A 25,728-nucleotide genomic window follows, 5' to 3' on the forward strand; every position below is an offset into this window, starting at 1 on the left:
GTAGACCCCTTGGCGCCGTAAGGCGTTTTTTTGTAGATGACTGCAGGCTTGGAATTCCTCTTTTTTCGAGGTGCCCTATATGCTTAAAGGGATTGGATTCCTTCGCAATCCTTAAGGCAAGTCGTTCGGCTTCGGGGTTGGACATCTGCCTAAGCCTGCACAATGGCTCTTGATCGCTAAGCGCGGGTGAGATATCCCAGGCAACTCTTAGCCAAGGTGGGTTTCCCACGATCAGGTCGAAGCCTCCGCCCGCCAGCACATCGGCAAACTCCAAGTCCCAGTGCAGAGGCTGGATGCGTTTGGCCACGGCCTCAGCCTGACGCAACCGCTCAAACTCAGTCTTAAGTTTTTCCACATCGACAAAGCCGTGGCGGTCGGAGAAGTCGACCGCCAGTTGTTTGGGTTGGGTGTCAGCAAAAAAGTTCCCCTGCCCAAGTTCTGGAGACACGCCCTGCTCCAGATCGCCAAGGATCATGCTCAACTCCAACAGCCAGGTGTCCCGACTCGGCAGTGACTCCGCTTGGTGGATCGGCCAGAACCACAGAGCCACCCAATAGTCCATCGCCCACTTCAGCCTCAGGCGGGCATTGGTGTTGGCCACATCCCGGCCCAGCACCTCCTGCTCCTGGATGCGGTCTTTCAGCTTCAGGGAAGTCCATTCACCTTCCTGGGCTCCTGTGGTGTCTGCCCACACCGGTAGTGGATCGGTGGTGCGCGTTCGCAGCTGCCGCTGCTGCTCGGCCCAGTCTTTCCAAAGGGCATCCACTAGTTTGCTCAGCCGCAGTAAGTGGGCGATCTGGGGATCGGTGAATGGATCTCCCACAAACGTCTCGCCCCAACGCTTGCAGCACTCGATCGCCTCGGTATCGAGCTCTTTGATCACCTTGTCCGAATAAGCCGCCATGCCTGGATCGGGCAGCAGGAAGTGGAAGATGGCGTCGTCTGGCAGTTCCGCATCCCAGACCAGCTCTTCAGGAGCCTGTTCATGCCACGGTGTAGTGGGCTTGATGATCTTTTTCTTGGATACTGACTTGCCTCTTGATGTGTAGATGATTTCTTCTCTGGGAAGTTGAGCCAACCGATAAATCTGCCTGCGTGCCCCGATTAAAGAGTTGCCGCAGACCAGTTGCTGGCTGAACCAGGGCACAAAGGCCCGGCCGTTCTCTGGCGTAAAGATGCTGTTAAGCCAGAGGCTCACCTCCGCCAGCTCCACCGCCACCGGGTTGAGGTCAACGCCGAACACGTTTTGATCAGCCAGGCGCATCTTCACCTTTTGGAGCTCAGTCGCGAACTGCTCGTGGGGGATGCTCCGGCCCGTTTCCTGCTGGCGCAGCTCTAGGTAGGCCTGGGCTAGCTGGTTCACCACTTCGTTCAAAAACGCAGCCGAACCCATGGCCGGCTCACACACCTTCAGCTGCAGGATCTCGGCCGCCGTTTTGCCCGGCAGCAGCTCCTTGAGCGCATACTTCACCAGGCACTGGGTGAGCGATTCAGGCGTGTAGTAGCTGGCGCTTTTTTCACGGTCGCGCCCGGCCAGCCTGTAGATGAAGCTGCCCTTGGGGTGACACCTGGGTTTACCGGTGTCCTTCTCAGCCACGATCTCTTCCGCCTTATAGGCCTTGAGCTGCTCGGTCGTTACGAAGTGGCCCACCTCCAGCTCGTTGTGCTCCTGGCCGCTAGCTGTGGCGCTGTCTGTGTCATCGCCTCCTTCTTCGTTGCTGTCTTCTGGCTCGTCGTCGTCATCGCTGGCAGTTGCTTTGGCCTTCTTGGCGGCGGGTTGCACTTCAAAGAGGTCTTCTTCTGCAAAGAAGCCCCGGAAGCTGAGCAGCGCCTCATACACAGCGCCGAGCTGGTTGATACCCAGCTGGGAGTAACTCACCCGGCCGCGCCGTTTTCCCTTGCCTTCCTTGGTGAGCGACATCAGCTCGATCACCTCTTGCAGCACCACGTTGCGGAAGCGCACGCGGGTGAGCGCGGGCATGCGCTCGGGGTCAAACAGGTGCGCCTTCAGGGGGGTGAGGCGGAAGCTGTCGTGGAAGGGGTCGCCGGCATCCGCTATCGGCAGCTGGGCTGTGGCGTCCTCGCGTTTGGGGTAGCCCTCCCAGATCATCTGGAACAGCCGATCCAGGGAATCGCTTATGTAGGTGCCTTCTTTGTCTTCCTCACTGCCGAGCTCAGCAGTGTCCATCTCGCGCAGGCTTTCGAGGCTGTAGCCGAGGCGATACACGTCACTGCCCATCGGCGCATAGCCCAGATCGGGCCGGCTCTCGATATAAAAGAGAAACAGCAACCGGTACATGTACCGGAGGCACTCCAGCGTCAGCTGGTCGGCATCGGTTTTGCCCTTGAACACGCCTTCTCCTTTGCTGCGGCGCCAGTGGATTGCCTCATTGCCCAGCAGCTCGATCGATTTGCGTAGGGCGTACTTGAGATCGCCGCTCACCTCATAGGCGTGCTTATGGCTGTTTTCATCCAGCTCATCGAGGTATGGCGTGCCACCACCCCTGGGGCAGGTGTGCTCGCGGTGCAGCAAGGTGGCTGCCGCCAGCAGGGCATCGGCATTGACATCCCCCAGCAGGGTGTCGAGCTCAAAGCGCAGCAGCCTTGAGGCCGCCCATTTCTGGCGGTCGATCAACAGCAGCTGGTCGCGGCTCACCGCCAGCAGCCAGCGCGGCGGGATCTCCTGCCCGAAGATCCGCTCAGAGATCAGGGTTTCCCAGGTTTCGCCCTCCAGCACCTTGCCCAGGGATGGGTCGTGGATCTGGCAGGCCCAACTGGTGGCAATCGTGAGCTCCAGCGGATCAGTCGGCTCATCGCTGGGGTTGAAGCACTCCACTACCCACAGCCAGGACTCACCTTTGGCGTTGCTCACCTCTGCCAGCAATGGCACCTGATAGGCCTCGCCGCCGATCAGCACGGGCTCCGGCTTGGGGGCATAGGGATAGCCCAAGGCCTCCAGCAGGGGCCGGAAGAACAGCTCCCGCTGCAGCCGCAAGCGCTCGGCTGGGTCGCCACTGATGCCGAGCTCAGCTTCCCGCAGCTTTTGCCATGGTTTACGCAGGGCTTTGAACTGCGCTTCCGGGGTGGCGACATCGGCGCTGGGATCGGCTTCCACCTGGGCCCTGGCCTCCTCCGCCCAGCGCTCACGCACCTTCTTGATGTCGTTCGTCAGAACGCTCTCTAGGTAATGGGCGGAATAAAACTCGTTGGCGTTGCTGATTCCTGGTAATGCCATCGATCAAGCCTCCCGGTGCAGCACGGCCACCAGCTTCAGGTAGGGGGCGGGTTCGATCGTCATCACTTCACTCACAAAGCGTTCGTGGTCATCGAAGCGCGTATCAATCGCCTTTTGCTCTGCCAGCCGCCGTTTCTCCTTGATCTGCTGGGGCCGCTGATCCGCCTCGAAGCTCAGCTGCAGTTGTTGTACCTGGCGGCCACGTAACCGCTTGAGGCGATCACGCTGGGCTTCCAGCTCCGGCTGCATCCGCTCCGCCCATTGCTGACCGCAGCGGTTGAGGTAGCTGTCTGCTGGTCTCACGGCATAAGGCAGCTGCTGGCGCAGATGCAAGGGAATCGCTGCATTGGGGTTTGCATAGGCCTTACGGCCCAACTGCAACTGCTCAGCCACCGCTGCAAACGGCTCCACCGCTGCAACGTTTAGCCCTGAACCGGCAAAGCGCACCGCCACCCACTCCTGCACCACCGGCAATCCTTTTTGGTTTGGAATCGTGCCCTGCAGCACCATCACCACCTCACCTGGCTCCAGCCCTTCACTGAGCTGCAAAACCGGCGCGCAGTGGCGCGGGAAGGTGATCTGGCCCCGATCAGCCAACCAATCCACCAGGGGGTGCAGATCCCAGAGGTATTCCATTTCGGGCCTGGCGCTGTCTTGCCGGCGGGCCTGTTCCAAGGCGCGCTGCAAGGCTGCCACCTCGGTGGACACCACAAGCCGTTGGCCGCTCTGGGGCCGGAGCTCCCGTGGATAGCGGTCGTAGCGTCGTTGCAGATCTGGCGGTGGCGTGATCTCGAGTCGCTCCTGTTCAGGGAAGGTGCGCAGGTCTAGCTTTTCGCCGCGACGATCCATCGCCTCGGCTACAGCGCCAAGGGCTTGATCCACATAGCCCCACAGGCTGGGATACAGGCTGAATGGTTTGCGCTGCTGTACAGCAATCGACTGGCTGGCTGCCACAGGAGCAGCTGTTCCTGCTTCTTCGCTGCTGGAGAAACCAAACATCTCCGCAAACAAATTGAGATCGCTGCTCTGCTCGAGGTAGGGCTTGGCATTGGCGTCCATACGGCGCTCCAGCCCCTCGGCATCACCGGCTTCAAACGCCTTGCCGATCTCTTCTTCCTCCACCTCGGCATCGAACACCCGCAGAAACACCGATGGATCGCCGATGTTGATCTGGGCCTGGTCGTCTTTACGGATCAGCACCCGCAGGATCTTCTCCGCATCGCCCATTCCCTCACTGCGTGAGCGCGTGAGCAAATAGCGAATTAGAGGCTGCATCGGCTGGCCGTAACGATCGATCCGACCATTGCGCTGCTGCAGCGTCATCAGCGACCACGGAATATCGAAGTGCACCAACCTGTGGCTGAGGTAGTGGAGGTTCAATCCTTCCGATGCCACCTCGGTGGCGACCAGGATGCGCACCGCATCTTTTTCCTGGGCGAACTGCTCCACCACTCGCGTTTGATCCACATCAGCCATGGCGCCATCAAGGCCAACCACTGCTCCCTTGGGCAGGCTGAGGTCTGCCGCCAAGTGCTCCATCAAAAAGCGCTGGGTTTCGCGGCGGCCCGTAAAGATCACCAACCTGTCTTTGGGGTCTTTGCCACGCCAACTCCAATCACCGGTGATCAACTGCAGCAGCCGCTGGTATTTGGAAAAATCAGTTGCCCCAATCACCGCCAGCAGAGGCTCCAACTCCTCCAGGGCTGCACAATCGGCCGGTGCAGGTGTCGCACTGGCCTGCAGGCGCTTGAGCCGGTTGCGCACCGTTTCAAGTGCCGCCATCGGGCTTGAAAGCAGGCTTTTGGCCAGGGTGGTTTTGAACAGCTGGCCTGCCTTGGCTTTGGAGTCGCTGTCCGGCAGCTTGAGATCCTTCAGCAGGGCAAATACACGTTCTTCCCGTTCACTGGCCTGGCACTCGACATCAGCTGCATCACGCTCCTGCACGCTGCTGCGCAGATCAGCGATCACATCCTTTCGGAAGCGCCGTACATACAGATCCTTGATGTCGTCTTTGGTGTATTTGCTCGGATCGGCGATAGCGGTGGGGTCGAGCATGTTCATCAGGCTCGCGAAACTCTCGGGTTTGCCGTCATGTGGCGTCGCCGAAAGCAGGATCAATGTTTCCGAGCGGGTGGCTAGCCGCTCGGCTAAGCGAGCTCGCTGGCTCTTTTGCGCTCCTTTAGCTCGTTCGGCTACGTTTTGGCACTCGTCGATGACAATGATGTCCCAGTTAGCATTGTCGAGATAAAAGCGATAATCACGATCATTTTTGAGCGTATCGACTGACACGATCGCTTTGTCGTAGTAGTGAAAGGGATTTTGATTGGTAGGAATATGTTGCCGAATTCGTTGGATACCTACCGAATCAAGCCGCACCAGAGGGATCGAAAACCGCGTCCAGAATTCTTTTTGAAACTGCACCAGCATGCTTTTGCTGGTAACAACCAGGATCCGCTTGCCACGCCCGCGGCGAATCATTTCGCTGCAGAGGATGCCGCACTCCAGCGTCTTGCCCAGACCCACCGCATCGGCGATTAGCAGTCGTGCCCGCGGCATCGCCAGGGCTTTAGCTGCTGGCTGTAGCTGGTAAGGAAGCGCATCCATAGCTGCCATATGCCCCACTGCCAGCGCGGCATCGGTGGGCACGGTGCGGCGCAGATGCGCCTCAAGGAAAAGCAGGCTGTCGCGGTACTGCGGTGAGGGGTCGGCCACCAGGGCCGTTTCCTCTGGCTGCAGCACCTTGAAGCTGCCGGCTGCTTGTTCCACCGCCACCAAAAAGCGGGCCTCTTTCTCCCGCAGAAAAGGCGACACCCCCACCACATCCACCACCTGCTGGCCGTCAGAGCTGCGGCCCAGGCTGCGTACCAGCCACTCAGCACTACGGCACTCGATGCGGGCTCCGGGGGCGAGGACGGCTTCTGGCATCAGGGAGCGGCGGAAAACCAGAATTGTGTGCTGTGGATACAGCTTGCTATCGCCACAGTCTGCGCTGTTTCGCTGCAAAAGCCAGTCAACTCGTCAGCTCCGAAACGCTTATCAGCACTGGCATTTAATGCATATCCTGCATTACTTGAGCCCGTTTGATCCGCACCCTCAGCCGCCGCAGGCAAAGCCGCGCTGCCTTGCTGTGCGCCGCGCTGCGCGGCAGTAGCAGCCATAGCTGCTCGATCAACGGAGGCTGCGTTGCCAGCGGCACCAGTCCATTGGCTTCTAGCCAGCCAGGCCCGAGCAAGTCAGCGCAGATCGGCATCGCCAACTTGCGGTCCCTAGCCCGCTTGAGCCAGGCAGCAGGTTCCTGGCAGGCCTCTGGCTGCAGCGCCACTCCAAGGCCGTGCCACTCCAGGGCTTGATGCAGCAGCGGGAGCGCACCCCGTCGCGGTAGCAACACCTGCTTTGCCTCTGTAGTTTTGGCCACCAGCTGCAGGGCCAGCTGCCCTAGCGGCATGGCGGTTAGCCCGTCCCATCTGGGCGATTGACCTGGGAGTGCCCGCTGCTCCAGGCAGAAGGAGCTAACGATTGCCCCATCAAGCAGGCCATGACTCACCAGCTCAGCCCAATGCTCAGCACTACGGAAGCGTGGCGGCACCAGCTGCACGCCCGTCATGCCATGCAAGAGGCTTTGGTGCAGCAGGTCCGTACCAAGGCGGATCAGGCCAGCCATCAGCCTGTGCTCCCGGTATGCCAGCCGCAGGTACCCCAGGCAGGTGTTGTGGCCGTGACGGTAGATAGATGATCCCCGGCGCGGCAGCAACTGGAACTGCTGCTGCATCAACTGCAGGCTGCGGCACACCGTCGATTGGTGCATTGCTAGTGCCGCACCTGCTCTTGCCTGGGAGCCAGCTAGCTCAAGGAAATCGAGGATGTGCAGGTCTTCTAAGGGCGTTGGCGGCGCGTAGGAGTTCTCAGCCCGCAGGGGCGTGGAGCGGGCGCTGCTGCTGCAGGAGTGGGCCAAGGGAGGCAAAAGGTGTTGCTAAATGCAGCGTCACCCCGCAGAACCCTCGCAAGAGTATTTTTCGTGCGAAATAGTGTCTGGGCGCTTCCACCGACAGCCTCGGCGTGACCTGGCTAGCTGGGTTCTCAATACATGCTTTTTATTGACAATACTATTATCGTGCGTTTATTGAGATTCCGAGTGGGCCATGGCTACGGGCGAGCAGGTGATCCGCGCCCCAGCCCAGCTGGGGGTGGCGCTCAGGGGTGTGCGGCAGCAGCAAGGCCTAAGCCAGCAGGATCTGGCGCTCAAAGTCGGCGGCACCAGCCAGGCCAGGCTGTCCCAGCTCGAGTTGCAGCCGGGGCGGCTCACCGTGGAGCGGCTGCTCTTGATCCTTGCCGCCCTCGACCTTGAGCTGGTGGTGCGGCCCCGTCAGGGCGCCATCGAGACAGCCGAATGGTGAGGGGAAGGCCCACGCGGGCGCGCTCCCTGGCGGTGTGGATGAACGGCGTGCGGGTCGGCACCTGGTCGCTGCCAGCCCGGGGGCCCCAGGAGTTCAGCTACGACGAGGCCTGGCTCCGCTCGAGTCAGTTCCGTCCGTTGTCGCTGTCGCTGCCCGCTGGCATCGGGGCCACAACGCTGCGAGGCAGCGCAGTGGAGAGTTGGTTCGACAACCTCCTGCCCGATAGCGACGCCATCCGGCGCCGAGCGCAGGCCCGTTTTCAGGCCGCCAGCACCAGGGCCTTTGATCTGCTGGCCGCCATCGGCCGCGACTGCGCCGGGGCCGTGCAGTTGTTGCCGCCAGAGCAGGAGCCCTGCGGCATCGATCGCATCGAGGCCAGGCCTCTGAGCGAGCTGGAGATCGGCCAGCGCCTGCGCAGCGTCACGGCTGCCCCAGCTCCAGGAGCCCTTGGCGCAGAAGCCGATGATTTGCGGCTTTCGGTGGCCGGCGCACAAGAAAAGACCGCCTTCTTATGGCACAACGGCCAGTGGTGTCTGCCGCTGGGCAGTACGCCCACCACCCACCTGTTCAAGCTGCCGATGGGGATCATCGGCGAGGGGCAGATCGACTTCAGCACCTCGGTGGAGAACGAGTGGCTGTGCAGCCGGATCCTGCAGGCCTTTGGTTTGCCGATGGCGCCGAGCCACATCGCCAGTTTTGACGGGCAACGCTGCCTGCTTGTTGAGCGTTTTGATCGCAAGCTCAATGCCAGCGGCAGCCATTGGTTGCGCCTGCCCACGGAAGACTGCTGCCAGGCAACCGCCACACCGGCCGCCAACAAGTACGAAAACAATGGCGGGCCAGGAATGGTGGCCATCGCCGAGCTGTTGGCGCAATCATCAGAACGCAGCGACCTCACCACCTTTTTCAAGGCGCAGGTGCTGTTCTGGATGCTGCGCGCCATTGATGGCCACGCCAAGAACTTCAGCCTCTTCCTTCATCCCGGCGGTCGCTTTCAGCTCACGCCGCTCTACGACGTGATCTCGGCCTGGCCGGTGATCGGCCGCCGCAGCGGCCAGTGGCCACAACAGAAACTCAAGATGGCGATGGCTTGGCATGGTGAAAAAGGCCGCTACACCAAACCCCTAGAGATCACCGCCCGGCGCATGCTGCTCACCTCAAAACGGCTGGGGCTTGGTGATGCCCAAGCCAGCCTTTGCGATCTGATCGCCAAGACTCCAGCAGTGGCGAACGTTGTGCGTTCTCAATTGCCACCAGGCTTTCCAGAGTGCGTCGCCGATCCGGTGTTGTCGGGTCTGGCAGCTTCAGCCGCCGAGATGCAACGCCAACTGTTGTGATGCCAACTGATGTGATGCCTGCTTTTCCCCTTCGGCACCGTCTTTGGCTACTTCTGACAGACTTAGTCCATGCCTCAACTAGGCAGGCAGTCTCATCATGGCGCCATGGATTCGCTGCGCGTAGTGAACGTGCATCAGGCCAAAACCCACCTGTCGCGCCTGATCGACGATGCCCATGCCGGCGAGACGATCGTGCTGGCCAAGGCCGGCAAGCCCTGGGCGCGGCTGATGCCCCTGCGCAATCCCAATGCCTTACTGGAGCCGATGGCGGCCGACGAGCTGGCCCTCTGGGAAGACGGCGGCCTCCTGCCGGATGTTCTGCAGCGATGAGCGATTCAGTCGGCTACCTGCTCGACAGCCACGCGCTGCTCTGGTGGTGGTTTGATCCGGAGCGCCTTTCTGAGCCGGTGCAGACCCTGCTCGCTGATCCAGCCACCACGGTGCTGGTGAGTGCCGCCACGGTGTGGGAGTTGAGCCTCAAGCACCATCAAGGCAAATTGCCGGAACTAGAGCAGGCCATCGGCGATCTACCCGGACTTCTCCAGGCCGATGGGTTCCAGGCCCTGCCAATCGCATTGGCCCATGGGCTGCGCGCCGGCGCCTACAAGCAGCCACACCGCGATCCCTTTGATCGCATGCTAACTGCCCAGGCCGAACTGGAGCGGCTGGTGCTGCTCACCGCCGATCCCCACCTCTCCACCTTCCCCTGCCGCACCCTCTGGTGACGGCCCAAGGCCAGGGGCTGCCTGGATGTTGCTGAATGCAGCGTCAGCCCGAAGAACCCTCGCAAGAGTATTTTTCGTGCGAAAGAGTAGACAGGTCTTCCGCTCCAGCCCCCTTGCCCCCGTTGCGCTGCCACTTGCTGATCGGCCAGCCCGCCAGCGGCAAAACCACCCTCGCCAAGGCCCTGGCGCCCCTGCTCACTGGCCCCGGTGAACCTCCGGCCCTGGTGCTCTCCACCGACGTGATCCGCGCTGAGGTATTTGGTGATGCAGCAGTACAGGGGCCATGGGTGGACATCCAGCAACGGCTGCATCAGCGCATTCAAGAGGCTGTGGCTGCGGGCACTCCGGTGATCGTCGATGCCACCCATGCCCGCCGCGCCTGGCGCCTGGCGATCACCCAGGCTCTTCCGCTGCCAGCAACCGTGGAGTGGATCGGCTGGTGGCTCTACACCGACCTGCCCACCTCTTTGGAGTGGAACAGCCGGCGCCAGCGGGCCGTGCCGGTGCCGGTGATCCAGGAGATGGCCGCTGCCCTTGCCGATCCCCATTTTGGGCCATGCCGGGCGGAGGGGTTTTCCGCGATCTGCGCTGTGGTGCCAACCCATCACGGCGAGCTGACGCCGGTGCTGCAGGCAGAACTGGCCAGGCTGGATAAGCGCATCCGCTCTGCCACCAACCGTGAGCGCAAGCTGCAGCGCCACGGTTACTCGCGGCTGCTCGATCTCGAACGGCTGGTGTATCTGATCCGCCTGCTGAGCAGCTGGCCCGACCTTGACGCCACCGATCCCGCCAGCACCGAGGAGCTGGAGGCGATCCTCTCGCCACTGCCCCAGGGTGATCTGGCCGCTCGTGCTGCGGCCTTTCTAGGCCAGTTGCATGGCCAGTGTTTTGCTGATGCCACTGCGGTTCGCAGTGATTTGGCCTGGCTGGAGGCCAATGGCTTCTGCAGCGCCGTGCCGGTGTCTGCGCCAATCCAGCTCGCAGAGGTTCCCCAGCGCAAGCGGGGTGATGCTGCAAGTGGCGCAAGCCATGGAGGCCTGCCGCCCATGGGCGATGGGCCGGTGTTTCTGCGGGTGATGACCCTGCTGCGCCATCTGCTGCAACAGCCCTTTGATCGGCCGGCAGACCGCGGCGCCAACTTGCACCAGCACCTGATTGCCGCCACCGAGGCAATCCCCGGTTCCTACCTGAACGGTGAAACAGCCACCCTGCGTAAGGACCTCGAGAAGATCCTTACCCCCTACGGCTTCCGCAACCGCAACGACAACGTGCGTCACGGCTACTGCCTGGGCACCGCTGTGCTGCCTGCGGCGCGGTTGCAGGAGCTGCACAACGTGCTGCGCCAGAGCGCCGGCCGTCTGGCCGATCCTTCTGCTCAAAACCTGCTGGCCGAGCTTGATGAGCGGCTGGGCTGGGCAGGGATCAGCGCCGATGGCGTGGCGCCAGTGCGCAGCTACGCGCGCCACGCGGTGGTCGACACCAAGCTGGTGCGGCGCGATTCGCTGGCGGCTCCCCGGCGGGCTGACGCCATTGAGGCCGCAATCGTTGAGCACCGGCGGGTGCTGCTTGAGCGCTACTCAGGCGTTGGCAGCTTTGCTGGTAGCCCCGCTGGCGAACTGCGGGTGTGGCCGCTGCAGCTGATCTTCCACAACGTCGGCTGGTATCTCCTCTACGAGGAAGACCAGGTGGGCCATGAGCAAGGACTGATCCGCAGCGAACGGCTAGACCGGCTCGCCCTGCGCAGCAGCGATGGCGGATTGCGCCGCAGCCAAGAGGAACATTCCGTGGCTCTGATCCGGCTGGAGCGCTTGCTGCACCACAGCGGCGGCATCTACTTCGGGGCTGATCTGGAGCAGCAGCTGGCCATCGCCAGCCCGTCGGCCCAGCGCCGCAGCCAGATGCTCACCACCCTGCGCTTTTGCTGCGCTCCCTGGGCGTTTGCCTTTATCCGCGAGGGGCTGCAGCGCTACCCGATCGAGCACACCCGCTTCTCCAAACCGCTGCCTGGCGATAGCTGGTGGCACCACCACAAGGCACCGCATGTGCTCGAACCTGGCACCTCCAGCGACAGCCACCCCTATCCGGTGGAGCTGGATCTACCGCCATGGACGGTGGCAGCCGACATTGACCTACGCAGCTGGCTATTTGCCTTTGGCGGTGGCATCCGCATCGAAAGCCCCGACGTGCTCAGGCAGGAGCTGGTGGACCGTTGCCGAGAGGCGATTGAGGCCAATGCAGGCAACGCAAGGGCGTCTGCTGTCACGCCAGAGCTGGGGCACAGTTTTGGTAACCGGCTGCGGAGTTCATAGGCAGGCGGAAGGCGAATGCCTCTTGCTCAAAGCTGAAAAGTCGGGCCCTGTCAGCTCCCGAACTTGCGATCCAACCACTGGGTCAGCACATAGACCCCGATAAACATCGGTAGATAGGCGATCCACATGTTTGGCAGGTCAAGCTCTGAGTTGTTGATCAACACCAACCCGCCATAGCTGACTGCGCCATAGATCAACGCCCTGCGCAGTGGTCCGGTGATCTTGTTCAAGCGAAATTGCTGTTGGGCCTTGCGTCAGGCTATGACCAGCAGCTGCTCACTCCTCGTCGTCGCTACCGCCCACGGGCACTAGGCGGATCTGCTTCTTGCCCAGCCTGATCTCGAACTCATCGCCTGGCTTGAGTTCGAGCATGGAGGTGTGGGCCTTGCCGATCATCAGGTTGCCGTTAAACTGCACCTTGGTGGTGTAGATCCATCGTTGGTTTCTTACATAAGTGCTATTCCTCCGGCTGCGTTGTGGATGGTTTTCTGGCTCAGGTGATCACCGCCGCCAGAGCCCCAGCCACTCGTTGTCGCGCTCGGGGGCTGAGCCCTGCGCCGGCTCCCAGAGTTCCTGGCGGAATCCGGCTGCCGCCAGCTGCTGCGCCAGCAGCGCCGAGTCGCTGCCCCACGGGGGGCCATCCGGCCGCGGGTGGCACCAGAAGAGCCCCAGCAACCAGCTCCCGGGGACTAGCAACCGCGCCAGGGTGTCGAGATAGGCCTCGCGCTGGGCGGGATCAATCGCGCAGAAGCAGGTGTGCTCCAGCACGCCCTGCAGGCTGCCGGTGGTGATGCCGGCTGCCGCCAGCGCCCCCCCATCGAAGAGATCGGCCTGCAGCCAGCGCAGCTGGGTGCAATCAGAACCATGCACCGCCTGGGCTCGCTCAATGGCCTCACCGCTGAAGTCCAGCCCGATCACCTCGTAGCCGAGATCGGCGAGCAAGGCCGCCTCATGGCCCCGGCCGCAGCCGGGCACCAACACCCGACCCGGTGGCTGGGGTGTTCGGCTGTCAGTGCGCAGAAAGGTATCCAGAGGCGGCGCGGGCTTGCCCAGCTCCCAGCGATCACTGCCCTCGAGATAGCGCTGGTCCCAGTTCGATGCGGCCATAGGGCGTATCTCAGCAGCACAGCATTCAAAAGGCGCCCCGTGGGGGGCGCCTTAGCACCGGTTGCGGCGGTTACCTGCTCACACAAGGACTGCCGGTCGGGTGTCTATGGGTTCACGCATCACCTGTCTGGAGCCTGACAGGAAAGGAATAGGGATCACGTTTGGGAGATGAGATGCTCGGGGCTTGACCTTCTCGGTTGTGATCCAGACCCGGGTTATGCAGCCCAGGGATGTAATGGGCGGGAAACAAAACTAGCGTATCGCTCTCTGCGGTTGCGGGATGGCATTCGCGCCATGCCATCGCGTTGACTCTGATGAAACATTCGCACCTCCGTTGCGTGCACCGGCTCGGGTTGGCTCCCGGGCCTCCCCTCAACTTCAAACTATGCCGCTTTTCAAGCAGTGGTGGGTTTTGGGAGTACCTGTTCCCGTACTCCCGGTCCCACAGTCAGAGCAGGGATTCGCAGGCTTCTCCGTCCCTGTTTCCATCGAGATAGCTGTGCCCCTGTCGCAGCAGCTCCTGGGCTTTGGCATAGGAGCTGATCTCGCTGCAGCGGTAACGGCGGCCGCCTGGTGTTGTGCCATCAGGGATGACGACTGAGCGGCGAGCTCGCCGGAAGTCCCAAGGCCGGGTGATGCCGCCCTCCACCTGCCAGACCCCATAGCGCCGCCGACTGGCACGGTATTCCGCGTCCAGATACTCCTTGGCGTTACACCCACTGAGGTACTGGCGGTAGGCAAAGGCTTGGCCGTCTTCCACCAGCGCCAGGTTGATGTTGATCTCGCTGATCACCTCGGCGACACTGCGGCCATAGCGATCGGTGGTCTTGACCTCGAGGCTGACCTCGCGCCCGACAGGGAGCCGCTGCTGCAGGTAGTTGCAGGCCTGCTGGCCGTAGGGGCCCTGGGCGGTCTCAGGTGCATCGATGCAGGCCAACCACACCCAGCAGAAACGTTCTAGCCATTGCAGGAGTTTGCACCGGCAGCCTTTTCATGCTCTTCCTGCATGACTTGGTTGCAGCTGGCTGATCTGCGCCAATCTGTATCTATGCCTCAAAAGACGCTGGGCCGCAATTCTCTGCTTCTTGCTTGCACGATTGCAGCTTTGGCGGCAGGAAGTGCCCTAGCCCAGCAGCCGGTTCAACCGCTGCCCAAGGTTGGAGGTTGCCCGCTTGGCTACTACAGCTCTGGCGGCTACTGCGTGCCGAGCTCTGGTGGTAACACCCGCGGCGCCATTGAGAAAAGTGGTGCCGGCTGTCCGCTGGGGTTTTACTCATCTGGCAATTACTGCCTCAGCAGCCCCAGTAACGAGCGCGAGGCGATTCAAAAGAGCGGCAAGGGATGCCCCCTGGGCTGGTATTCATCAGGCGGCTATTGCGTCAAGAGCCGATGAAGCCTGTCTTGCTAGCAGTTATATGTTGCAGATCTTGCTGAGCTGCCGTGCCCCAAAGTGAATTGTTGCGGTTTCTGGCCCAGGTGAGGGCTGATGCCCTCACCGCTGATGAGGTGTCGCTGCTGGCCCAAGAGCGGGGCTTTCTGGTCTCTGGCAGCGACATCCTGCGCTTCCATGGCCAGTCGGCTTCTGGGATCCGCATCAGCCGTATCGACCACCCTGGCGAATATCCAGGCCGCTACTACTGAGTGCGCTTTAGCCCGCGATCACTACATACAAACAAACCCCCAAGGTTGGCCCCGGGGGTCGTCGTGTCCTCACACGCTGGAGCGTGGAATGGGCTGGCGAAGCTGCTGGCGTTGGCACCTGGGGCCATGCATTCCAGGTGTGGGGCGGATGGTCCTCCTGAGGGCACCTGAGGCGGTGCGGCTGGAGTGTCGATCAGTCAGGCGCACAAGGTGAGCTGCACTGGGGAATGCTGCTCTCTTGCCCGGCTGAACGACCCGCCCACATTAGATAAAGACTGTTGGAGCAGGGGCCTGGCGTCAGCGTGCTTCTTGAACCTGGCGGGGTGGCGTGTCGTCCATGTTGGGCGCCTCCTTGGTGGATGAACACAGCATCGCTGCGCTAGCGGCTCAGCACAATCAGCCTTTACACGCATTGCCTCCAGCTGCAGATGGGAGCAGGTTGGAGTGTTGGCGTGCTGCTCACCAGAGGCCTGACATCAGCAGGGCGTCCGCCTCCGGCAGGCGCCAGTTCGCAGCCAGGCGATCCCTGAAATGCTGCCCTGATCCCACTGATTGTGCTGGCCCTGGCTGCCGTCAGCACCAGCTGGCGCTGCGCTGCATAACTTGAGAGTGACCAAGGTCCGTCATGCTGCCTGGAGGAAGTCTCTCTCCATTTCCATGGTTGCCCGTTTGCGTCTGCTAACCCTGCCTGCCCTGTTGGTATCGCTGCTGACCCTGGTCTGGGCCCCGGCCGCATGGGCGGAACAGCCCTCCGCTCCATCCAGCCGTTGCAACAACGCCACCCTGAAGGGCACTTACCTCTACAGCTCGGTCGGCATGCTGGATGGCAAGCCCTACGCCGAAGCCGGCCGCGAGGTGTACGACGGCAAAGGTGGCGTCGAACTCACCTACCGCGGGACCGGTGGCGCCACCGGCACGATGCGCACTACCTACAGCGTCAGCCCCGACTGCATCGGGAGGGCTGTCTATCCCTACGGTCAGACCCTGGTGAGCTTCATCAGCCCCGATGGCAGCCGTTTCGCTTACACGATCACCCGCGGCCCTGGAGATCGGCCCACCGTGCTCTCAGGTTGGGAGATCCGCGTCGATCCGTAAGGTCCAGTCATTTCATTGCATGCTTTGCGGTGTGCTGAAGGCTTAGGACAGGCGGTCTTCTGAGAGCTGGCGAAAGGCATCGTTCAGCAACACCACCTCGGAGAACGACTGCTCGAGGTCAGAGAAACGCTGAGGGTCAAACAGCTGGTCGAGATCGAACTTGAGGATCGGCCGGATGCTGGCCGGCACGCTGAGGAAGTCATTCAGCTTGCGCAGCATCTCGCCAGCGCTGACGTCAGCCCAGCCAGTTTGGTGAGCGCATCGGCGGTCCAATGGCGCTCCTTGAGGCAAGCCATGGCAGTGCTCTGCAGCCAGGTGGTAACACCACTGGCTGCAGAGCAACCGGCTGCGTTCCACCGGCGGGCTGATGCTGGTGGAGATAACGCTCGAATGGCGATAGTTGCTATCTGAGTCAAGCGTGCGGCACACCACATTGATCCTGGGGGTGTAAAGATCGCCGGCCACGTTGAGGGAGTCGATGGCCCCAAACCGCTGTTGAACCATGCAGGGGTCATGGCGAAAACGTTGTTTGTGGAGCAGAGCGGCATAGACCACCGCTGCGATGGCTGCCACAAGCACGGCTGCAATCAGAAAGAAATGCCAGTAGGCCAGCACAAAACCCAGGGTCACCAAAGCCAGCAGGCCACCGCAACCGATACCGCATCCATTGTTCTGCTGGGCAAGGAGGGTGGCGGCCATGGCTGGGCTGGCAAACGACACCGGCTCCACAAATTGAAGACACCCCCCTTGAGCACCAGGCAACAGGAGCGTGCTGACGATCCGGCCCCTGCTCCAACCTTTGCTACGGATAATTGATGTTCCTGGCAGCAACGGCCGCCCACTGCATCGCCCTAGGTGCCCCGGAGCTAACGGAGCGTCCTGACGTCATCCTTCAGAGCACCTCAACGGATAGCCACCCGTAAAAGGCCTGGAGAACTCCCTTGTGGAGCGATCAAGGGCCCTCTCCGCCGCGGACTGCCTGGAAACGCTGCTCAATCGGGTGGGCAAGGGCCATCACGCCCAGGCTGATGGCGATGCCGATGGCACAGGCAAGCAGACGTTTGTCAGCCATCAGCGACAGGTCGCCGGCGTTGCTGTCGAACAGCACGATCGTGGCCGTAAGAACGGTGACCATCAGAGCTGGATGGCCCTTGCGGGCGGCGATTGCAGCGGTGATCGCCGCCAGGGCGATGGCCGGCACCTGAAGGGGCAGGATGTGGGGCAAGGCCGGGGCCACGAGGATCACCAACCCAACACCCGCCAGGGTTCCCAGGGAGCGGTGCAGGGCGACCCTCCAGGCATCCCGCACGAACGGCCGCAGCACCAGGAAGGGCGTGAGGATCAACCACAGCCCAGTGGTGTGCCAGTGGTGCTGCAGGGCGATCGGGGTGGTGATCAAGGTGGTGGCCGCCAGCAGCGAGCCATAGGCCAGGGCGCGGCGCCAGCTGTGCGCCACCGCAAAGGCCGCTGGGGTGCCTGCCCCATCAGGGCGGGGCAACAGCTTGCTGAGCAGCAGGGTGGTGAGACTGCCTGAGGCGAGCACGCCGAGCACCAGCTTGGCCAGGTCGCTGGTTGTGGCAGTGGCCGCCAGCGGACTGTTAGTGATCAGCAGGCAGAGGCTCACCACCATCAGCCAGTAGACCGGCTGCAGCTGCCAACGAGCGCTCAGGCCCAGAGCGAGGGCTGTGAGCGTCATCACAACGGTGCCCGCAGCCGGATCGCCCTGGCTCAGCGCGGCCGGAATGGTGAGCACGGCCAGGCTGCCAACGCCCAGCAGGGCCTGACGCCAGCCCAGCTTGATCCCGATCACCAGGGTAGCCAGGTTCGCCAGGCTGAGCAGGCCCACGGCCCGCTCGAGACCAAGCCCGCGGGCGATCTGCTCCGTCAGCACAAGGCAGAGCACCACCACAAGCACCAGCACCACGGCCCGAGTGCGTGAAGTCATCCCAGGCGGCCTCGTTAGACGGATGACTCAGTCAACTGCCCCACGAGTTAACCCATCGGGCTGGGCTCGCGTTGTGACGTCCCCGTGTTGGGGAGTACCCATGGTTCTCACCGCACGCGCGGCAATTACCCCATCCGGATGCTGGCCAGCTCAGCCCAGCAGCCGCTCAATACAGGCCCAAGCCGCACCAACTAGGGCCGCCCAGGCGTTGAAAGCACCGGCGGGCCACAGCACCGGGCCGGCGAAAAACACCGCCAGGCTGGCGATCACCCCCACCACTGCTGCGGTGATGGCGGTGAGCGGCGCCCCAAGGCGCAGGTCGCCTCTCGAGGCTTCCACCAGCGGTGCGCCGGCCAGGATGAAGCCGAAGGAAGGCAGGAAGGTGAACCTCACGGTCACCAGGGTGGCCGCCACCGCCAGAGGCCAACTTGCAGCGCCGGCACCAGATCCCGACCCCTGGTTCCAGCCGCCCATGAAGCCCACGAAGGCCACCACCATGATCAAGGGGCCCGGTGTGGTTTCGCCGAGGGCCAGGCCATCGAGCATCTGGCTGGCCGAGAGCCAGCCGAACTGCTCCACCGGCCCCTGGGCCACGTAAGGCAGCACGGCGTAGGCCCCACCGAAGCTGAGTAGGGCCAGGGGGATCAGCACGCCCAACCCCCAGATCAGCAGCGTGAGCGCCAGGCGCCGCCGGCTTAAGGACGGCAAACACCACCGCCAGCAATGGCAGCTGGCCCCAGAGGGCGTAGCCAGTGGCCAGGGCCGTGAGCACCAAAATCGATGGCGCCAAGTACAGTCCGCCGGCGATCAGCCCGCCCCTGGTGCCATGCATGAGCCAGCCCAGGTAGGTGGCCAGCTGCATGGCCTCCGGCCCCGGCAGCAGCATGCAGTAGTTGAGGGCGTGCAGGTAGCGCCGCTCCGAGAGCCAGCGGCGCCGGTCCACCAGCTCCCGATGTAGCAGGGCGATCTGGCCCGCCGGCCCCCCGAAGCTCACCAGCCCCAGCTGCAGCCAAAAGCGGGAGGCCTCAGCAAGGCTCACAGGGCTGACAGATCCAGTGGTCACGGGCGTGGGCAATGCGGGCACCATGAAGATCAACGCGCTGAAGTCTGGGCAGTGGCGGCTGGTCTGACCCCATGGCGACTGCGCTGGATCACCTCACCCGCCTGGAGCAGCAGCGATTCACCGGCCTGAAAGGGTTGCCAGTGCTCGTCGGTGGTGAGCGCCGAAAAATCCACCTGCAGCGGCGGATCCGCCAGCGTGGCCTTGCAGAAGGGTGCCCGGCGCGTCAGCCAGTGAAGCCGGCTAGTGGCGGTGACAAACAGCCACTAGCCGTTGCTGATTAGGGCATTGAAGGTGCCCCGCTCGGCCAGTTGGGCGGCGCAGTGGTGCAGTTGCTCAAACAGAGCGCTAGAATCCGCCGGATCCACGCGGGCTCGATCGAGCTGCTCCAGGATCCAGCAAAACGCTGCTTCGCTGTCGGTGCTGCCGAAGGGCCGGTAGCGATCGCCCAAGGCAATGGCGCCTTGGCGGTCGCCGTTGTGGGCAAATACCCAGGTCTGGCCGCCCCAGCCGCGGGAAAAGGGATGGCAGTCCTTGCGGATGTGGGCGATGCTCACCAAGGCCTTGGGTGAGTAGGTCTGGTGTCGCTGCTGCTGAAGCTGGTTGTTGAACAGCTGATGGGTGGGGTGAAGGAGAGCAAGCCGATCAACTGAGGATTGGGGAGGGCCGATGCCCTGCAGAGATGGCAGGACCAACACCCCAATAGGAGCTCCCTTCTCCATGCTCCTCTGTTCAGTCCAGCCCGCCCAGGCGAATGAGTCCGCCCACCACCACGAAGGCGATCGCCAGGGCGGTGATGCTGCGGATGTGCCAGGCCAGGCCGCTCAAGTTGGCGTCGGTGAGGTTGGGGATCAGCCGCAACCGGGCGTGCAGGGCTAGGGCGGCGGTGCCAGCCAGCAGCAACAGCTTGACGCCCACCAACATGCCGATCGGGTTGGCCGGGCTGAACAGCCCCCGGAAGCCGGGGAGATAGATCCAGCCCATCCACAGGCCGGTGAGCACCTGAATGGCCAGGGCCGTGAGCCCCAGCGGCTCAAAGACCTCCTCGAAGGCGCGCACCTGGGCCGCGCTCTGGGCTCGCAAGGCCCTGGGTAGCACCCCCAGATCCAGTACCAGATGGCCGCCGGTCCACACCGTGGCGGCCAGGGCATGAACAATCACCAGCAGCGGGAAAACAGACACGGCAGCTCCTTTGCAGGTGCATCCACGATGGGGGCAATGTGCCGGGTCTTACCATGAGGGTGATCATGGATCTATGTGTGGTGCCGATCGGGGTGGGCGTGCACCTTGCCCCCTACATCGCCGCCTGCGAGAAGGTGCTCACAGAAGCCGGCCTCAAGATCCAGCTGCATCCCAACGGCACGGCGATCGAGGGTGAGTGGCAGCAGGTGTTCCAGGCGATTGAGGCCTGCCACCAGGCGGTACACGCCATGGGCTGCCCCCGCGTTTACACCACCGTCAAGATCAATACCCGCACCGATAAGGAGCAGACCCTGGAGGACAAGGTGGCCAGTGTGCGGGCGCTGCTTTGAGCGCGGGGTCGCCCTGATCAGGCGACATTGAAAAGTGAGCCAGTCGGTCGCTTTCTCATGGTCAATCCCCTGAACCCAGAGGCTGCGGCGGCTTCCACTGCGGCGTGCAGACCTGCCAGCCGGATCTGCGCTTCTTGGCCCAGAGCTTGATCGCCTCCTCCCTTCTGATCTCCTTGCGGCACTACCGCTTAGCGGAAGGCTGCGCCTAGAGCAGCGGCGCCTGGCCGGGGATCAGTTCGCCGGTGGTGAGCTCCAGGGCTTGGGAGTAGCGGCTGTAGCAAACCGGGTTGAAATGGAGCACCTGACGGCCATCGCTGATCCAGCCCTCCTGCGGAGACAGCGGTGGTCGCTGGCGATCACCGATGTGCATGGGCTGCTCAGGCCACCTCCGGCGCCCAGCCCTGGCAGCGGCTGGTCAGGTGCTCGCCGTGGGCGATCAGACCCTGATTGAGCTGACAGGTGAGAACCGGGATGCAGCTCACCCCGGCGTGGTGCTTAAACCAATGGCAGGTCATGCAGACCTTCCGGCTGCAGCTCTTCTGCAGGGCTCTCTCATCGAGGTAGGGCCACTCCTCGATCGGGGTTTCGAGCCGGGCATTCAGTGACGCGGGCCGGAGGAGAGGGGCACCCATGAATCACGGTCAATGCGTACGCTTGTACTAGCACGGTTGGCGGGATTTGCTGCCTTCCCCTTGCGCCCTCGATACGGTGCGCTCAGCGGATAGGGGCCGATGTTGCGCGAGCTTGTTCTAGCCATCGGCATCCCTCTGGTCCTGCTGCTGCTGGCGGTGCTGGCAATGGAACACTGGCATCGGGCTGATCATCGGCCGGTCGCTGCTGCGCTCGTTGCTGCAGCGCTGAGGCTCAGGCTGGCTGGCTAATGCAGCTCACCGTGATGTGCTCAGAATCAGCTCCAGCTTTGATGTGGAGGGGGCCGATGCTGAGTCCGCCACGCGACGTGCTCTGAGCCAACAGGGAGCCCAGGCTCTCGGCAGCCGCAGGACCCGCCAGTTCCAGCGGCAGGGGCAATCCATAGAAGCCGTACAGCTGCTCGACTGTGGTGGCTGAATTGAAATTGAGCGTCAGATCGAGTGGTAACTCAGGCGGCTCTGGGTCGGGCTCAAACAGCCTGTTGAGCAGTGGCTCCAGCTTGATCCGCATCGCCACGAACACATGGTCACCCGGCATGAGCAGCGTTGTGCCGCGAGGCATGACCACCTCGCGGCCACGGAGGATCAGCGAGACAACGACGCCATCGGGCAAGGCCAGATCACGCAGCCTCTGACCGGCCACGTGGGTTCGCGCCTTGACGGTGTAATCGAGGATCTCACCATCGACTTGGCGCAGGGTGTTGATCTCCACCGACAGAGCAGGGGTGGGATCGGCGGGCCGGCCGATCTGCAGCCAGCGGGCCACCAGCGGCAGCGACCAGCCCTGGGTGAGTGCTGAGAGCAGCACCACGAAGAACACCGCGTTAAAGATCTGACCGCTCTTGGGCACGCCGGCCAGCAGCGGGAAGGTGGCCAGGGTGATCGGCACCGCGCCCTTGAGCCCCACCCAGGAAAGGAAGGTGAGCTCGCGGCGGCGGAACTGGAACGGCAGCGCCGACGCCCACACGGCTAGGGGCCGGGCCACCAGGATCAGGACCAGGGCGATTAGCAGCCCTTCCCAGGCCACCGCTAGCAGGCGACTGGGAAAGCTGAGCAGCCCCAGCATCACAAACAGCACAATCTGAGCCAACCAGGCGGTGGCGTCGTGGAAGGAAAAGATGCCGCGCCGGAACACGATCGAGCTGCTGCCCAGCACGATCCCGGCGATGTAGACGGCCAGGAAGCCGCTGCCGCCCAGCACCGCCGCCAGCCCAAAGGCCACCAGGCCAAAGGCGAGGGCCAGCAGGGGATAGAGGCCCGGGTAGTCGAGGTTGATGCGGTTGATGGACCAGGTGGCCAGGCTCCCCGTCAGCAGCCCGGCGAGGGTGCCCACGCCGAACTGGCCCACAAACAGCCACAGCAGCGCCTGGGGCGAATCAGCGGTGCCGGTGATCACGCCGATCAGGCCGAGCGTGAGGAAGATCGCCATCGGATCGTTCGAGCCGCTCTCCACTTCAAGAGTGGAGGTGAGCCTTTCAGGCAGCTTGAGGCCGCTGCTGCGTAGGACAGCAAATACCGCTGCCGCATCGGTGGAGCCGACGATGCTGCCCACCAGCAGCCCCTGCAGCAGAGGCAGCTTGAGCACCCAGGCGGCCGCTAGGCCCGTGATCACCGAGGTGAGCAGAACACCGAAGGTAGAGAGGACCAGGGCTGGCTTCCACACCTTCTGCACCGAGGTGATCGACGTGCGCAGGCCGCCGTCAAACAGGATCAGGGCGAGGGCAACGCTGCCGATGCTGTTAGCCAGGCTGTAGTTCTCAAAAGGAATCCGGCCCAGGCCTTCCGAGCCCGCCAGCATCCCCACCGAGAGGAACAGCACCAGCACGGGCACGCCAATCCGGGCTGAGAACTTGCTGGAGGCGATGCCGAGCAGCAGCAGCACGCCTGCCAGCAGCATCGCCAGATTGATCCACATGCGCTCCGCGCCGGCTCAGGCCGTCTGAGGTTGGCTCAGATGAGCGTCAACTGCACTCAGTCAGGCGCATCACTTCCTTGCGTGAACCCCCAACTGGTGTTGGGCCGCTCTCAGCATGACCGCAGCGCAGCCCTGGTTCATGACCTTCAGCACTGTCTTTCACGAGCTGGCCGCGATCTTGGTGATTGCCGGTGTGATCGGGGTCCTGGCCCTGAAGCTGCGCCAGCCTTTGATAATCAGCTACATCATCACCGGCATCGTGGCGGGCCCGGCGGTGCTGGGCTGGGCCTCCGGTGGCAGTGAGATCAAGCTGCTCTCCAGCATCGGCATTGCAGTGCTCCTTTTTGTGGTGGGCCTCAAGCTCGACGTGGGGTTAATCCGCTCGGTGGGCCCGGTGGCCCTGGCCACTGGGCTAGGCCAGATCGTGTTCACGTCGCTGTTTGGCTTCCTGCTCAGCCTCGGCCTTGGTTTTGCACCTATGAAGGCGATCTACATCGCCGTTTGCCTTACCTTCTCCAGCACGATCATCATCGTGAAGCTGCTCTCCGATAAGCGGGAGATCGATTCGCTGCACGGTCGGATTGCGGTGGGTTTTCTTGTAGTTCAGGACATCGCTGTGATCCTGGCGATGATCCTGCTCACCTCCTTCACCGCAGCTGGATCGGGGGGGATAGCGGCCCAGGGGATCCGCCTGTTGCTAGTGGGCACAGCGTTTGTGCTGGGCACCGTGGCGACGATGCGCTGGGTGATGCCACCGCTGCTGGGCCGCTTGGCTCAGAACCAGGAACTGCTGGTGCTGTTTGCCGTGGCCTGGGCGGTGGGGCTGGCGGCCCTGGCCGATGGCGTGGGGTTCAGCAAGGAGGTAGGAGCCTTTCTGGGCGGCGTGTCGATCGCTTCCACCGCCTACCGGGAAGCGATCGCCTCACGGCTCACCGGCCTGCGCGATTTTCTGCTGCTGTTCTTCTTCATCGACCTGGGCTCAGGCCTCACCCTCACGGCAGCGGGTGTGCAGCTCTGGCCGGCGCTGGTGCTGTCGCTGTTTGTGCTGGTTGGCAACCCGCTGATCGTGGTGGCGATCATGGGCGTGATGGGCTACCGGCGCCGAACTGGCTTCCTGGCTGGCCTCACGGTGGCTCAGATCTCCGAATTTTCGCTGATCCTGGCGGCTCTTGGCCTGCGGCTCGGACAAATCGGAGAAGCGGAAGTCAGCCTGATCACCTTGGTGGGTGTGATCACGATCGCGCTCTCGACTTACATGATCCTGGGCTCCGATCAGCTTTATGCCTGGCTGGAAGGTCCACTGCGTATCTTCCAGCGGGCAACCCCATTCAGTGAACTGAAGGGCAGCATCAGTGGACCCGCAAAGGTGGATGTTGTTCTGCTGGGTTTAGGCCGCTACGGCAGTGCGATTGTTCGCCAGCTACGGGCGCACGAGTTGTCGATTCTTGGCATCGACTTCGACCCCCAGGCACTGCGCCTTGCCGCTGCTAAGGGACTACCGGTGCAGTACGGCGATTCGGAGGACCCCGAGTTCACGGCCTCCCTGCCGCTGTCATCGGCCACGGTGGTGGTGAGCACCCTCCCTTCGCTGGAGAGCAATGCGGCCATCCGCCATGGCCTGGAATCGGCGGGCTTCCGGGGGCATTTCATCGCCACCGCCCACGACGAGGCTGAGGTGGTGAAGCTGGAATTGATCGGTGCTAATCGCACCCTGTTGCCGTTTCTCGATGCGGCCGAGCGGGCGGCCGAGCTGATCGTTGAAGACCTATTCAAGCTCCGACAGATACAAAGTTCGTCGTCGTGATAATTCCTCTCTTACGCAACCTGCGCTGGTCCTGTTGCTGCTGCAGCGCTGAGGCTCAGAACCGTCTCGATCCAGTCATGGTTCCGCCGCTGGCAGATCCGATCTGCCATAGGTGATGAGGCCCTTCAGTGGACGGTGGCTGTGCCCAGGTTTGATTCAGGGCGGTGCTCCAGTCGCTCAGCGAGCCAGACTTTGATGATCGACTGTCGTGTCACGCCAAGGCGAGTGGCCTCACGATCGAGCTGCTCGACCATCCAGAGGGGGAAATCAACATTGACGCGCTTCTGCTGCAGGCGAGGCCGCGTAGCGGCGTCGAGATCGAGTGCGCCGAGCACGGCGTCACCAGCATCGAAGCAACGATCGAATTCAGAACTGTTCATAGAGCTGTACCTCTTCCAGGCGGGAGCGACGGACAGAAATGAGACGGATGGCCTGGCTGCGATGGGTGATCACGGCTGACCAGTGCTTGCCATGGATCTGAGCAATGACGAGAAACCGAGGCTCGTCCGTTGTGCGGGCAGGGATCTCCAGCAGGTCGGGATCGTTCCAAAGAGCCTGGGCATCGACGAAGTCAATACCGTGCTTCCCCTGGTTGGTCTTGCTCTTGAGCGGGTCGAACTCAAAGTCCATAGAGTTCTAAATCTATACCTTTTTGACTCAAAAGGTGTGCGTCGCGTCTGCTGGTTCTGATTCAGGCTGCCACCTGCTGGTGGTGCTGGGCTGAACGCACCTATTGGTGCTGATTTGCCAAGCGCACCTATCGGTGCGACACAAGAAACGCCTCAATCCATTAGTGATAGCGGCGCTGGCTGATGCGATCAGCAATTGAGGGTGCATCTGGCGGCACCTGAAAGCGCTTGCGGAATGCCTTGGTGAAGCCCTCCAGAGCAGGGCGGGGCAGGCCCCGAACGGTGGCGAGGATCTGCTGGATGGTGCCTGGATCGAGCGGGTCAAGGCTTGGATCTTTCTCTTGCTGCGC

At 62.7% G+C, this 25,728-nt stretch carries 26 protein-coding genes and 4 pseudogenes; 10 read left to right on the top strand and 20 right to left on the bottom strand.

Features of this window, described 5'->3' with window-relative positions:
- From AC01FP_RS10280 to AC01FP_RS10290, 3 genes are all read right to left on the bottom strand, one after another.
- A partial coding sequence (locus AC01FP_RS10280; protein ID WP_474479963.1) for an Eco57I restriction-modification methylase domain-containing protein occupies positions 1–3,235 on the bottom strand: 3,235 nt, incomplete at its 3' end.
- 3 nt (positions 3,236–3,238) lie between these two features.
- On the bottom strand, positions 3,239–6,160 hold the full coding sequence (locus AC01FP_RS10285; protein WP_474479964.1) for a DEAD/DEAH box helicase: 2,922 nt from the start codon (positions 6,158–6,160) through the stop codon (positions 3,239–3,241).
- A 124-nt stretch (positions 6,161–6,284) separates the two neighbouring features.
- Positions 6,285–7,187 carry a hypothetical protein gene (locus AC01FP_RS10290; protein ID WP_474479965.1) on the bottom strand — a complete coding sequence of 301 codons (903 nt, stop codon included), beginning with the start codon at positions 7,185–7,187 and terminating at the stop codon, positions 6,285–6,287.
- 187 nt (positions 7,188–7,374) lie between these two features.
- Between AC01FP_RS10290 and AC01FP_RS10295 the strand changes: the two genes are divergently transcribed.
- The 5 genes from AC01FP_RS10295 to AC01FP_RS10315 all read left to right on the top strand — a co-directional run bounded on the left by AC01FP_RS10295 (position 7,375) and on the right by AC01FP_RS10315 (position 12,000).
- The gene (locus AC01FP_RS10295; protein ID WP_474479966.1) at positions 7,375–7,629 is read left to right on the top strand and encodes a helix-turn-helix domain-containing protein; all 255 of its coding nucleotides are present in this window, start codon (positions 7,375–7,377) and stop codon (positions 7,627–7,629) included.
- On the top strand, positions 7,623–8,966 hold the full coding sequence (locus AC01FP_RS10300) for a type II toxin-antitoxin system HipA family toxin (RefSeq protein WP_474479967.1): 1,344 nt from the start codon (positions 7,623–7,625) through the stop codon (positions 8,964–8,966). The genes AC01FP_RS10295 and AC01FP_RS10300 overlap by 7 nt, the downstream gene beginning before the upstream one ends.
- 105 nt (positions 8,967–9,071) lie before the next feature.
- Positions 9,072–9,296, top strand: a complete 225-nt coding sequence (locus tag AC01FP_RS10305) for a type II toxin-antitoxin system Phd/YefM family antitoxin (protein ID WP_474479968.1) — start codon at positions 9,072–9,074, stop codon at positions 9,294–9,296.
- Positions 9,293–9,691: a type II toxin-antitoxin system VapC family toxin gene (locus AC01FP_RS10310; protein ID WP_474479969.1), complete on the top strand. Its 399-nt coding sequence runs from the start codon at positions 9,293–9,295 to the stop codon at positions 9,689–9,691. The genes AC01FP_RS10305 and AC01FP_RS10310 overlap by 4 nt, the downstream gene beginning before the upstream one ends.
- Positions 9,692–9,804: 113 nt before the next feature.
- Complete coding sequence (locus AC01FP_RS10315; protein WP_474479970.1) at positions 9,805–12,000, top strand: AAA family ATPase; 2,196 nt, start codon at positions 9,805–9,807, stop codon at positions 11,998–12,000.
- A gap of 50 nt (positions 12,001–12,050) precedes the next feature.
- On the opposite strand, the gene AC01FP_RS10320 is transcribed toward AC01FP_RS10315, so the two are convergent.
- The 4 genes and pseudogenes from AC01FP_RS10320 to AC01FP_RS10335 form a co-directional block, all read right to left on the bottom strand.
- A complete protein-coding gene (locus AC01FP_RS10320; RefSeq protein WP_474479971.1) occupies positions 12,051–12,230 on the bottom strand; it encodes a hypothetical protein in 180 nt (59 codons plus the stop codon).
- 46 nt (positions 12,231–12,276) lie between these two features.
- Positions 12,277–12,447 (bottom strand): annotated as a pseudogene (locus AC01FP_RS10325) (AbrB-like transcriptional regulator); the annotation flags it as partial.
- A gap of 54 nt (positions 12,448–12,501) precedes the next feature.
- Entirely contained in the window at positions 12,502–13,107 is a 606-nt protein-coding gene (locus AC01FP_RS10330) for a methyltransferase domain-containing protein (RefSeq protein WP_474479972.1), read from the bottom strand.
- A gap of 448 nt (positions 13,108–13,555) precedes the next feature.
- Positions 13,556–14,044, bottom strand: a complete 489-nt coding sequence (locus AC01FP_RS10335) for a thermonuclease family protein (protein ID WP_474479973.1) — start codon at positions 14,042–14,044, stop codon at positions 13,556–13,558.
- 69 nt (positions 14,045–14,113) lie between these two features.
- Here AC01FP_RS10335 and AC01FP_RS10340 point away from each other — a divergent pair, with 69 nt between their 5' ends.
- The 3 genes from AC01FP_RS10340 to AC01FP_RS10350 all read left to right on the top strand — a co-directional run bounded on the left by AC01FP_RS10340 (position 14,114) and on the right by AC01FP_RS10350 (position 15,843).
- A complete protein-coding gene (locus AC01FP_RS10340; protein ID WP_474479974.1) occupies positions 14,114–14,500 on the top strand; it encodes a hypothetical protein in 387 nt (128 codons plus the stop codon).
- A 47-nt stretch (positions 14,501–14,547) separates the two neighbouring features.
- Entirely contained in the window at positions 14,548–14,748 is a 201-nt protein-coding gene (locus AC01FP_RS10345; protein ID WP_474479975.1) for a Nif11-like leader peptide family natural product precursor, read from the top strand.
- 657 nt (positions 14,749–15,405) lie between these two features.
- Complete coding sequence (locus AC01FP_RS10350) at positions 15,406–15,843, top strand: hypothetical protein (protein WP_474479976.1); 438 nt, start codon at positions 15,406–15,408, stop codon at positions 15,841–15,843.
- 42 nt (positions 15,844–15,885) lie between these two features.
- On the opposite strand, the gene AC01FP_RS10355 is transcribed toward AC01FP_RS10350, so the two are convergent.
- The 6 genes and pseudogenes from AC01FP_RS10355 to AC01FP_RS10380 form a co-directional block, all read right to left on the bottom strand.
- Positions 15,886–16,542 carry a hypothetical protein gene (locus tag AC01FP_RS10355; protein ID WP_474479977.1) on the bottom strand — a complete coding sequence of 219 codons (657 nt, stop codon included), beginning with the start codon at positions 16,540–16,542 and terminating at the stop codon, positions 15,886–15,888.
- Positions 16,543–16,795: 253 nt separating this feature from the next.
- Positions 16,796–17,788 (bottom strand): FUSC family protein, encoded by a 993-nt coding sequence (locus AC01FP_RS10360; RefSeq protein WP_474479978.1) that lies wholly within the window; start codon positions 17,786–17,788, stop codon positions 16,796–16,798.
- 150 nt (positions 17,789–17,938) lie between these two features.
- On the bottom strand, positions 17,939–18,496 hold the full coding sequence (locus AC01FP_RS10365) for a chromate transporter (protein ID WP_474479979.1): 558 nt from the start codon (positions 18,494–18,496) through the stop codon (positions 17,939–17,941).
- 28 nt (positions 18,497–18,524) lie between these two features.
- Positions 18,525–18,875 (bottom strand): annotated as a pseudogene (locus AC01FP_RS10370) (chromate transporter); the annotation flags it as partial.
- Between the two features lie 5 nt (positions 18,876–18,880).
- Positions 18,881–19,570: pseudogene (locus tag AC01FP_RS10375) on the bottom strand (class II glutamine amidotransferase).
- A 10-nt stretch (positions 19,571–19,580) separates the two neighbouring features.
- Entirely contained in the window at positions 19,581–20,030 is a 450-nt protein-coding gene (locus AC01FP_RS10380) for a CopD family protein (RefSeq protein WP_474479980.1), read from the bottom strand.
- A 53-nt stretch (positions 20,031–20,083) separates the two neighbouring features.
- Between AC01FP_RS10380 and AC01FP_RS10385 the strand changes: the two genes are divergently transcribed.
- Positions 20,084–20,380 carry an MTH1187 family thiamine-binding protein gene (locus tag AC01FP_RS10385; RefSeq protein WP_474479981.1) on the top strand — a complete coding sequence of 99 codons (297 nt, stop codon included), beginning with the start codon at positions 20,084–20,086 and terminating at the stop codon, positions 20,378–20,380.
- 61 nt (positions 20,381–20,441) lie between these two features.
- Here the strand turns inward: AC01FP_RS10385 and AC01FP_RS10390 are convergent, their stop codons facing one another.
- From AC01FP_RS10390 to AC01FP_RS10405, 4 genes are all read right to left on the bottom strand, one after another.
- Positions 20,442–20,549, bottom strand: a complete 108-nt coding sequence (locus AC01FP_RS10390; RefSeq protein ID WP_474479989.1) for a DUF1651 domain-containing protein — start codon at positions 20,547–20,549, stop codon at positions 20,442–20,444.
- Positions 20,550–20,585: 36 nt separating this feature from the next.
- Positions 20,586–20,750, bottom strand: coding sequence for a hypothetical protein (locus AC01FP_RS10395; RefSeq protein WP_474479982.1), 165 nt, complete (start codon positions 20,748–20,750; stop codon positions 20,586–20,588).
- 7 nt (positions 20,751–20,757) lie between these two features.
- The gene (locus AC01FP_RS10400) at positions 20,758–21,012 is read right to left on the bottom strand and encodes a galactose oxidase (protein ID WP_474479983.1); all 255 of its coding nucleotides are present in this window, start codon (positions 21,010–21,012) and stop codon (positions 20,758–20,760) included.
- Positions 21,013–21,244: 232 nt separating this feature from the next.
- Entirely contained in the window at positions 21,245–22,945 is a 1,701-nt protein-coding gene (locus AC01FP_RS10405; protein WP_474479984.1) for a potassium/proton antiporter, read from the bottom strand.
- 139 nt (positions 22,946–23,084) lie between these two features.
- Between AC01FP_RS10405 and AC01FP_RS10410 the strand changes: the two genes are divergently transcribed.
- Positions 23,085–24,749, top strand: coding sequence for a cation:proton antiporter (locus AC01FP_RS10410; protein ID WP_474479985.1), 1,665 nt, complete (start codon positions 23,085–23,087; stop codon positions 24,747–24,749).
- A 125-nt stretch (positions 24,750–24,874) separates the two neighbouring features.
- On the opposite strand, the gene brnA is transcribed toward AC01FP_RS10410, so the two are convergent.
- From brnA to AC01FP_RS10425, 3 genes and pseudogenes are all read right to left on the bottom strand, one after another.
- Positions 24,875–25,129, bottom strand: coding sequence for a type II toxin-antitoxin system BrnA family antitoxin (brnA, locus tag AC01FP_RS10415; protein ID WP_474479986.1), 255 nt, complete (start codon positions 25,127–25,129; stop codon positions 24,875–24,877).
- A complete protein-coding gene (locus tag AC01FP_RS10420; protein ID WP_474479987.1) occupies positions 25,116–25,379 on the bottom strand; it encodes a BrnT family toxin in 264 nt (87 codons plus the stop codon). Before AC01FP_RS10420 ends, brnA begins: the two co-directional genes overlap by 14 nt.
- 160 nt (positions 25,380–25,539) lie before the next feature.
- Positions 25,540–25,728, bottom strand: a pseudogene (locus AC01FP_RS10425) (RAD52 family DNA repair protein); the annotation flags it as partial.

The organism is Cyanobium sp. NIVA-CYA 375 (assembly GCF_056108345.1).

What these genes read in the sequence shown, in the direction of transcription:
- AC01FP_RS10285 (WP_474479964.1), bottom strand. Translation starts at nt 6,160, where the DNA reads ATGCCAGAAGCCGTCCTCGCCCCCGGAGCCCGCATCGAGTGCCGTAGT.
- AC01FP_RS10295 (WP_474479966.1), top strand. Translation starts at nt 7,375, where the DNA reads ATGGCTACGGGCGAGCAGGTGATCCGCGCCCCAGCCCAGCTGGGGGTG.
- AC01FP_RS10300 (WP_474479967.1), top strand. Translation starts at nt 7,623, where the DNA reads ATGGTGAGGGGAAGGCCCACGCGGGCGCGCTCCCTGGCGGTGTGGATG.
- AC01FP_RS10305 (WP_474479968.1), top strand. Translation starts at nt 9,072, where the DNA reads ATGGATTCGCTGCGCGTAGTGAACGTGCATCAGGCCAAAACCCACCTG.
- AC01FP_RS10310 (WP_474479969.1), top strand. Translation starts at nt 9,293, where the DNA reads ATGAGCGATTCAGTCGGCTACCTGCTCGACAGCCACGCGCTGCTCTGG.
- AC01FP_RS10330 (WP_474479972.1), bottom strand. Translation starts at nt 13,107, where the DNA reads ATGGCCGCATCGAACTGGGACCAGCGCTATCTCGAGGGCAGTGATCGC.
- AC01FP_RS10340 (WP_474479974.1), top strand. Translation starts at nt 14,114, where the DNA reads ATGACTTGGTTGCAGCTGGCTGATCTGCGCCAATCTGTATCTATGCCT.
- AC01FP_RS10350 (WP_474479976.1), top strand. Translation starts at nt 15,406, where the DNA reads ATGGTTGCCCGTTTGCGTCTGCTAACCCTGCCTGCCCTGTTGGTATCG.
- AC01FP_RS10355 (WP_474479977.1), bottom strand. Translation starts at nt 16,542, where the DNA reads ATGGCCGCCACCCTCCTTGCCCAGCAGAACAATGGATGCGGTATCGGT.
- AC01FP_RS10360 (WP_474479978.1), bottom strand. Translation starts at nt 17,788, where the DNA reads ATGACTTCACGCACTCGGGCCGTGGTGCTGGTGCTTGTGGTGGTGCTC.
- AC01FP_RS10385 (WP_474479981.1), top strand. Translation starts at nt 20,084, where the DNA reads ATGAGGGTGATCATGGATCTATGTGTGGTGCCGATCGGGGTGGGCGTG.
- AC01FP_RS10395 (WP_474479982.1), bottom strand. Translation starts at nt 20,750, where the DNA reads ATGCACATCGGTGATCGCCAGCGACCACCGCTGTCTCCGCAGGAGGGC.
- AC01FP_RS10400 (WP_474479983.1), bottom strand. Translation starts at nt 21,012, where the DNA reads ATGGGTGCCCCTCTCCTCCGGCCCGCGTCACTGAATGCCCGGCTCGAA.
- AC01FP_RS10405 (WP_474479984.1), bottom strand. Translation starts at nt 22,945, where the DNA reads ATGTGGATCAATCTGGCGATGCTGCTGGCAGGCGTGCTGCTGCTGCTC.
- AC01FP_RS10410 (WP_474479985.1), top strand. Translation starts at nt 23,085, where the DNA reads ATGACCTTCAGCACTGTCTTTCACGAGCTGGCCGCGATCTTGGTGATT.
- brnA (WP_474479986.1), bottom strand. Translation starts at nt 25,129, where the DNA reads ATGAACAGTTCTGAATTCGATCGTTGCTTCGATGCTGGTGACGCCGTG.
- AC01FP_RS10420 (WP_474479987.1), bottom strand. Translation starts at nt 25,379, where the DNA reads ATGGACTTTGAGTTCGACCCGCTCAAGAGCAAGACCAACCAGGGGAAG.